This window comes from Staphylococcus sp. HMSC077D08 (assembly GCF_001837945.1).
Lineage (GTDB): Bacteria > Bacillota > Bacilli > Staphylococcales > Staphylococcaceae > Staphylococcus > Staphylococcus epidermidis.
In genome coordinates this window covers 1-511 of record NZ_KV834787.1, presented here as the reverse complement: position 1 = coordinate 511, position 511 = coordinate 1, and the positions used below count along the sequence as shown (strand labels likewise).

The 511-nt window shown below is 40.3% G+C and carries 1 protein-coding gene; it reads left to right on the top strand.

Annotation, left to right across the window (positions count from 1 at the left end; translation table 11 throughout):
• On the top strand, positions 1–504 hold a 504-nt coding region (locus HMPREF2663_RS07725; RefSeq protein WP_070846143.1), incomplete at its 5' end, for a CHAP domain-containing protein.
• Between the last annotated feature and the right edge of the window lie 7 nt (positions 505–511).

The following is a 511-nucleotide window of genomic DNA, read 5'->3' as shown; positions in this document are numbered from 1 at the left end:
AATAACTACAGTAATTACAACAATTACAACAACTATCAATCAAATAACACGCAATCACAAAGAACAACTCAACCGACTGGTGGTTTAGGCGCAAGCTATTCAACATCAAGTAGTAATGTTCACGTTACAACAACTTCTGCACCATCATCAAACGGTGTATCTTTATCAAACGCTCGCTCAGCATCTGGTAACTTATACACTTCAGGTCAATGTACATATTATGTATTTGACAGAGTAGGTGGCAAAATCGGTTCAACATGGGGTAACGCAAACAACTGGGCAAACGCTGCAGCACGTTCTGGTTACACAGTAAACAATTCACCAGCTAAAGGTGCAATCTTACAAACGTCACAAGGTGCATACGGACACGTAGCATACGTTGAAGGTGTAAACAGCAATGGTTCAATCAGAGTTTCAGAAATGAACTACGGTCACGGTGCAGGTGTTGTCACTTCACGTACAATCTCTGCGAGCCAAGCTGCTTCATATAATTATATTCACTAATCATATA